The 5,738-nt window shown below is 51.8% G+C and carries 5 protein-coding genes and 1 pseudogene; 1 reads left to right on the top strand and 5 read right to left on the bottom strand.

Annotation, left to right across the window (positions count from 1 at the left end):
- The 3 genes and pseudogenes from QCH34_RS05400 to QCH34_RS05390 form a co-directional block, all read right to left on the bottom strand.
- Window positions 1-163: pseudogene (locus QCH34_RS05400) on the bottom strand (pyridoxal phosphate-dependent aminotransferase); the annotation flags it as partial.
- A gap of 49 nt (window positions 164-212) precedes the next feature.
- Window positions 213-704, bottom strand: a complete 492-nt coding sequence (locus tag QCH34_RS05395) for an Lrp/AsnC family transcriptional regulator (RefSeq protein ID WP_300331303.1) — start codon at window positions 702-704, stop codon at window positions 213-215.
- A 7-nt stretch (window positions 705-711) separates the two neighbouring features.
- Window positions 712-1,971 (bottom strand): ORC1-type DNA replication protein, encoded by a 1,260-nt coding sequence (locus QCH34_RS05390; protein ID WP_300331306.1) that lies wholly within the window; start codon window positions 1,969-1,971, stop codon window positions 712-714.
- Between the two features lie 1,316 nt (window positions 1,972-3,287).
- On the opposite strand from QCH34_RS05390, the gene QCH34_RS05385 reads away from it, so the two are divergent.
- Window positions 3,288-3,779, top strand: a complete 492-nt coding sequence (locus QCH34_RS05385; RefSeq protein ID WP_300331298.1) for a MogA/MoaB family molybdenum cofactor biosynthesis protein — start codon at window positions 3,288-3,290, stop codon at window positions 3,777-3,779.
- Window positions 3,780-3,834: 55 nt separating this feature from the next.
- Here the strand turns inward: QCH34_RS05385 and cgi121 are convergent, their stop codons facing one another.
- Window positions 3,835-4,407: a KEOPS complex subunit Cgi121 gene (gene cgi121 / locus QCH34_RS05380; RefSeq protein WP_300331295.1), complete on the bottom strand. Its 573-nt coding sequence runs from the start codon at window positions 4,405-4,407 to the stop codon at window positions 3,835-3,837.
- A 36-nt stretch (window positions 4,408-4,443) separates the two neighbouring features.
- Window positions 4,444-5,738: helix-hairpin-helix domain-containing protein (locus QCH34_RS05375; protein WP_300331292.1), on the bottom strand; the 1,295-nt coding region annotated here is incomplete at its 5' end.

Below are 5,738 nucleotides of genomic sequence, written 5' to 3'. Positions count from 1 at the left end.
TGTTGGAGGTGTATGCCGTTGCACCCCGTTCGATCGAGTCGATACCGGCAACGGAGACGTTCCAGGGGGTATTGAAATCCGGTTCACCCACACCAAGTGAGATCACGTCATTCATCGTGAGGAGGAGATCAAAGAACTTCCGGATCCCGGAGGGGGGAATCATCTCCGCCCGCTCTGAGACAAAGCTCCTCTGCGGGTGGTTGCGTCCCCTCTCAGAAACTATAGGGGAGACGTTCAACCCCTTCACTTCTCTGTAACTCACAGCCATACTCCTTGTAAGTTTTCATTACGATATGGGTCACCGTCTCCCTGATGCTCTCGAGGGAGGCGATCTGGCCGGAGACGAACTCCGAGACTTCCTGCATCGTCCTGCCGCAGACGATCAGCTGAAGATCATAGCTTCCGGTGACAAGCCGGAGCGACTTCACTTCTGGGAACCTGGCAACACGGTCTGCGATCCTGTCATACCCAAATTCGCTCTCCGGGCTGACCTTCACCTCAACAACTGCGGTGACGCCATCGTCGCCTGCTTTCTTCCAGTCGATGACGGCAGTATACTTTCGTATAATTCCGGCCTTCTCCATTCCGGCGATCCGTGTCGCAATATCATGTGTTGACAGATTCAACATCGTTCCAAGGTCCTTGGTACCAATCCGCGAATCGGATTCAAGAACCCTTAGGATTTCCCTGTTTTTTTCGTCCATACTCTATTCACCTAAAGAGTTTACCGGCTTGCTCTTCATTAAATCTGGAGATTTTATGCTCTACAAGACGAGGATCCTTAAGGACAACATCCCAGATACGATCGGTTGAGGCATCGAAGGATATCTCTTTCGTCCGTCCATATCGTCCCTTTGATATGACACGAGTAGATATGACACCAAGCATATTTAACTCACTGATGAGATCGGTCACCCGGCGGTGGGTCAGGGTTTCGAGGGAGATCTCACGGGTCACCTCACGGTATAACCGCATCACTTCTCCGCTTGTGAAGATCTTCTGGTTGATCCGGTACAGGAGGAGCATCGCATAGAGGACAACCTTGCTCTGCGTGGGGAGGGTGGCGATGCATTCCACCATGCTGTCTGTCTCGATCTTGTCCTGTGCCAGGCGGACATGCTTCTCAGTCACCGAACTTTCGCTCTCCCGGTCGGCGAGCTCCCCTGAGACTCGGAGGAGATCGAGTGCACGGCGGGCATCACCATGCTCCTGCGCGGCAAGCGCCGCACAGAGCGGGATGACATTGTCATCAAGTGCTCCCGGGACAAATGCATCATCTGCACGCTGTTTTAAGATATCAACGAGTTGGGGGGCGTTATAGGGGGGGAAGACGATCTCTTCCTCCGAGAGGGAGGAGAGGACCCGTGGATCAAGGAAATCGGTGAACCTGAGATCATTTGAGATACCGATGATACAGACCTTGGAGCGTTCGAGATCGGAATTGATCCTGGTGAGGTTATAGAGCGTCTCATCCCCGCTCTTCTTGACGAGCTTGTCGATCTCGTCAAGGATGATGACAAGAACCCCGCCTGAGTTCTCCAGGATATTCTTCAGTTCGGCATAAACCTGATCGGTCGGCCAACCCGTCATCGGGATATGAGTCCTGGTCCGGTCAGAGCTGAGGTCATCAACATTCTCGACGAGTTTTGCTATCTGGGCAAGCACCCGGTACTGGGTATCGATCACTTCGCAGTTTAAGTGGACGACGCGGCAGGTGGTGTTTAAGTGGCTTCCGGCATTCTCAAGTTCGGCGCCGACATACCGGACGGATGCCGTCTTTCCGGTTCCGGTCTTGCCATAGATCAGTATATTGGAAGGGGTTTCATTATGCAGCGAGGGGGCAAGAACCGCCGCGATGGAATCAATCTGGGGTGTCCGGTGGGGAAGCGTCTGCGGACGGTAGCTATGCCTGAGAATCTCACGGTTTTTGAAGATCTTATTGTTTCCGAGGTATTTTTTAAAAAGACCCATTGATCTGTTGCCTTCATCGTCCACTCATAATCACATCCCCTGATACGGATCAACCATCGAACCGCTCACTGAAGCAGAGACTATATGATTCACTACTGGATATTAAACCCCACTATTTCCACTGGAGATGTCACATGGAACCGGAAGTAAACAGATGTATCAGATGTTTATGTGACAGGATCTGTTGTACGAAAGGATCGGCTGCCAGATGGACGATCTGCATTGTGAGTAATGGGATCTGGCGGGATCAGATGGAATGGGATTCCCGGCAACCGGATTGTATCGGATGAGAGAGCAGCGGGTTACCTGAATTTTCAGGATTTTATATAACCCCTTTATTTCGAGTGGAAACCGGATCTATGGGAATAATGAGCTATTTTGGCTCTTAAAGAGTGAACAGAGTGATAATTTGGCTCTATTTTGGATTGCCACTGGATGTATCAAGAAGCCGGATCATTCGGAGGAGAAACGGTGTACCTGAAGAGAGCAGCTGAAACAGGACGAAATCCGGAGTGATAAGCGGATGGTAAGCGGGATTTTCTAACCCCCTCCCTATCATTTCGAGTGGAGTTTTTTGGGGGGAATGGGGGAGAATACAGAGGTTTTTGGGGAGGGAAAAGAGGGGATGAGAAGTAAGATCATAGGCAGATAGGTAAATTGGGGTTTTATTTGTCCATTTTTTCCAAAAAAAAGGAAAATAACCGCTCAGAAGAAAATTGATATAAAAACAAATAACAGAAGAAGCCATTTTAATATTAGACATTGATACTATATAAACATACTGAAATTGTATTCAACTATATAATTTTAATTTATTTATAAATATTCAACTAAATTAAATCCAGCACTTTTCATAACACCCATAATGATCCCTCTCTTCCACTCTGTCCATCCTCTCCCCCCCTCTCCCGTTATTATCTCCAGTGGAAACAAAGGGGTACCCCTAACCTACCCTCCGATTGGCAATCATCATAAGCGAATTTCCCCTTCTTTATCTTCACTTTGGCTCATCGAAAAAAATAACCTCAAATATGGATTATTTCCCCTAGAAAGTTTATTAATTGGGTTTTTTTCCGGGTATGTCTGACAATTGGAGATCAATTCCCTCTGATAATGAACCCCTTGGTTTCCACTGGAGCTCCACCCGGAACCCCGTTTCCACCATGGATAGATACGAGATCCAAGGCGGTTTTCGGGGTAATAAGATGGAACTCTCTATGAGATGTATCAACCCTCCCTCCTCCCTCCCCCCCCCAATGCTGGTATCAGTCCTTCATATCGAAGATCAGATAACAACCCACGATCCATTCTCTCCTATGAGCAGTCATCATGAGAAAGCGATCACCATCACCGGAGCAGTGATCACCGTATCGACCACCAGGAAAGAGGCAGATGATACATCCGGCAAAACCGCAACCGACCTCTTTTCAGGAGCCGGAATACCGGTATCCTTCTACCGGATCGTCCCGGATCAGGACGAGGCGATCAGAGCGGCACTTGATGAGGCACTCCTGAAGGCAAACTGCATTGTCTTCACCGGAGGCACCGGCCTTACACCCGATGACCGGACGATCGAAGCTGTCGCTCCACAATTTGAGAAGGTGATGGATGGATTTGGCGAGATCTTCCGGCAGAAGAGTATCGCTGAAGTTGGAACCGCAGTCATTCTCTCACGGGCAACAGCAGGAGTGATCCAGGGAAGGGCGGTCTTCTGCATCCCGGGATCCACAAAGGCGGTCCGGCTTGCGGTTGAAGAGATCATCATTCCCCAGATCCGGCATATCATCTCACATGCCGGATCCAGGTGATATCCCCGGATAGCCGGTCTCTCCGGCTATACCCGCAATATAAAAATTCAAAAAATTACTTCAGGATGTTCAGAAGAGCGGTTCTCTCGATCACCAGATCGGCGATCCGCTCTCTTCCGACCGTTCCAATCTCTTCATCAGTGATTGAATAGAGCTTCTGGAGGGCCGGGATCCGGCCTGCCGGGATCTCACTCTCATCCCGGCATGGCGTGATCAGATCCCCGATCATTCTCCATGCCTCCTCAGAGGGGGGCACCATCCCGATCCAGGCGAGCATCGCGCCTTCATGAAGCCCAAACCCCATCGCAATACTCGTCTGCCGCTGGCCTGATGCATAGAGGAGCACCTCCATCTCAAGGCTCCGTGCGGTCATTGAACCCTCTATTTCGGCACGGAGAGCCTGCCGGATCGCCTCTTCTGCGTGTCTTTTTCCGGCCATCATCTCCGCGTTCATGCAGATGATCCGGACATCGGCCTGATCAGCTGCTCTCCTCAGTTCTGCAAGATGGCCGGGAACCGATGCAATCTCCATCCGGGCCATCCTCACCTCATATTCCTGATCCGGGTTCTGCGCAGGCCCCTGCACTGTGGCTCCTGCTTCATCTCCCTGCATCTTATCCTGCGTCATATGATCCCCTCTGATCCCCTTCTCTTTCATGACCACTCAGCTCTCCCAGTAATCGAGTATCGTCTGTTGTCCGCTCTTCCTTTCATCATCGCTTCCTCCCCTCTCTTCTGCATCCTTTCTTCTCCTTCCTCTCCCCTTCTCTCTCCCAAAACCCTCTTCCCGGAATGGATTGCCGTCATCTCTGCTGTTTTTTCCGGTTCCTTTTTGGATCTGATCGATGATTGATTCTGCGGTTTTTTGCCCGATGATCCGTGCAATCTTCGGAGCACCCGCATCAGCAACCTCCGCCGGGGTGGTATACCCGCTGTTGAAGAGTGAGCGGGCACGCACACGGCCGATCCCCCGGAGCCTGATTAAGGGAAGAAGCTCCTCTTTGACACCGTGCCGGATCCTGATCTCGAGATCAGCGACATCCTTTTTGAGAGCGGGCATCTCCCGCCTGGAGATCTCACGGGCACCGTGGACGAGCCACCCTATCCCGTCAACGAGGCCGTGGATATCTCCGGGGCCGATCGAATACCGCTCGGCGATCATCTCGATGGGGACCTCATTTGTCCAGTCCTGGAGGACGAGAGCGGTTTTTATCGCCTGGAAAAACTCCTCATACCCGAGCCAGGGGAAGGAGTGCTCACCTTCGCCAATGAGGATCTCGTCTCCCTGCTCTTCAAGCACCCGCTCGATCACCTCATGATCGGCTGATTTCAGGAAGAGCCGGAACATATCAGGGGTGGCTGAGAGGAGATGAAGAATCCCAAATGCAGTGACCGTCTCCTGTTCATGGAATGCAGCCTGGATCATCACCGAGGATCTGGGATCAAGGTAGAGCTTTGAGGTGAGTTCCCCAAACTCCGTTGCCTCGATCCGGTTCCCCAGATCAACAACCATCCCCATCTCTTCAAGTTCCGTTGTGACACGGCTGCATATTCTGGTGAGATAGTTCAGGTTTCTATGCCGTACCGCATAGAAACTGCCCTTGAAGAAGGAGAGGATCGCATCATTGTCTGTTGCCTCCCTGCTTGCGACCAGTGCCAGGATCCGGGAGAGGAGTGTTGATTTCTTTGCACACTGCGAATCGATCTCTTCAGCAGGTGCAGTGATGAACTCATCGAAGAGCTCTTTGACGGCAGGCTCGCTCTTTCCGATTAAGACCGCCTCGCCATAGGGATCAAGCCCCGGCCTCCCTGCACGCCCTGCCATCTGGCGGTACTCGCGGACAGGTATTGCGACCTGCCCCTCTCCCGGGACGAACCGGTGGAGGCTGTTGATGATGACACGCCGGGCAGGGAGGTTCAGCCCGGCAGCAAGGGTCGGGGTGGAGGCGATCACCCGGA

The organism is Methanocalculus sp. (assembly GCF_029762515.1).
Taxonomy (GTDB): domain Archaea; phylum Halobacteriota; class Methanomicrobia; order Methanomicrobiales; family Methanocorpusculaceae; genus Methanocalculus.
Note: the sequence above shows the minus strand (reverse complement) of the source record. Positions and strands in the feature narration are given on the sequence as shown.

Bases quoted from the DNA above. Each gene is read 5' to 3' on its own strand.
- QCH34_RS05395 (WP_300331303.1), bottom strand. From the start codon at position 704: ATGGACGAAAAAAACAGGGAAATCCTAAGGGTTCTTGAATCCGATTCG.
- QCH34_RS05390 (WP_300331306.1), bottom strand. From the start codon at position 1,971: ATGGGTCTTTTTAAAAAATACCTCGGAAACAATAAGATCTTCAAAAAC.
- QCH34_RS05385 (WP_300331298.1), top strand. From the start codon at position 3,288: ATGAGCAGTCATCATGAGAAAGCGATCACCATCACCGGAGCAGTGATC.
- cgi121 (WP_300331295.1), bottom strand. From the start codon at position 4,407: ATGACGCAGGATAAGATGCAGGGAGATGAAGCAGGAGCCACAGTGCAG.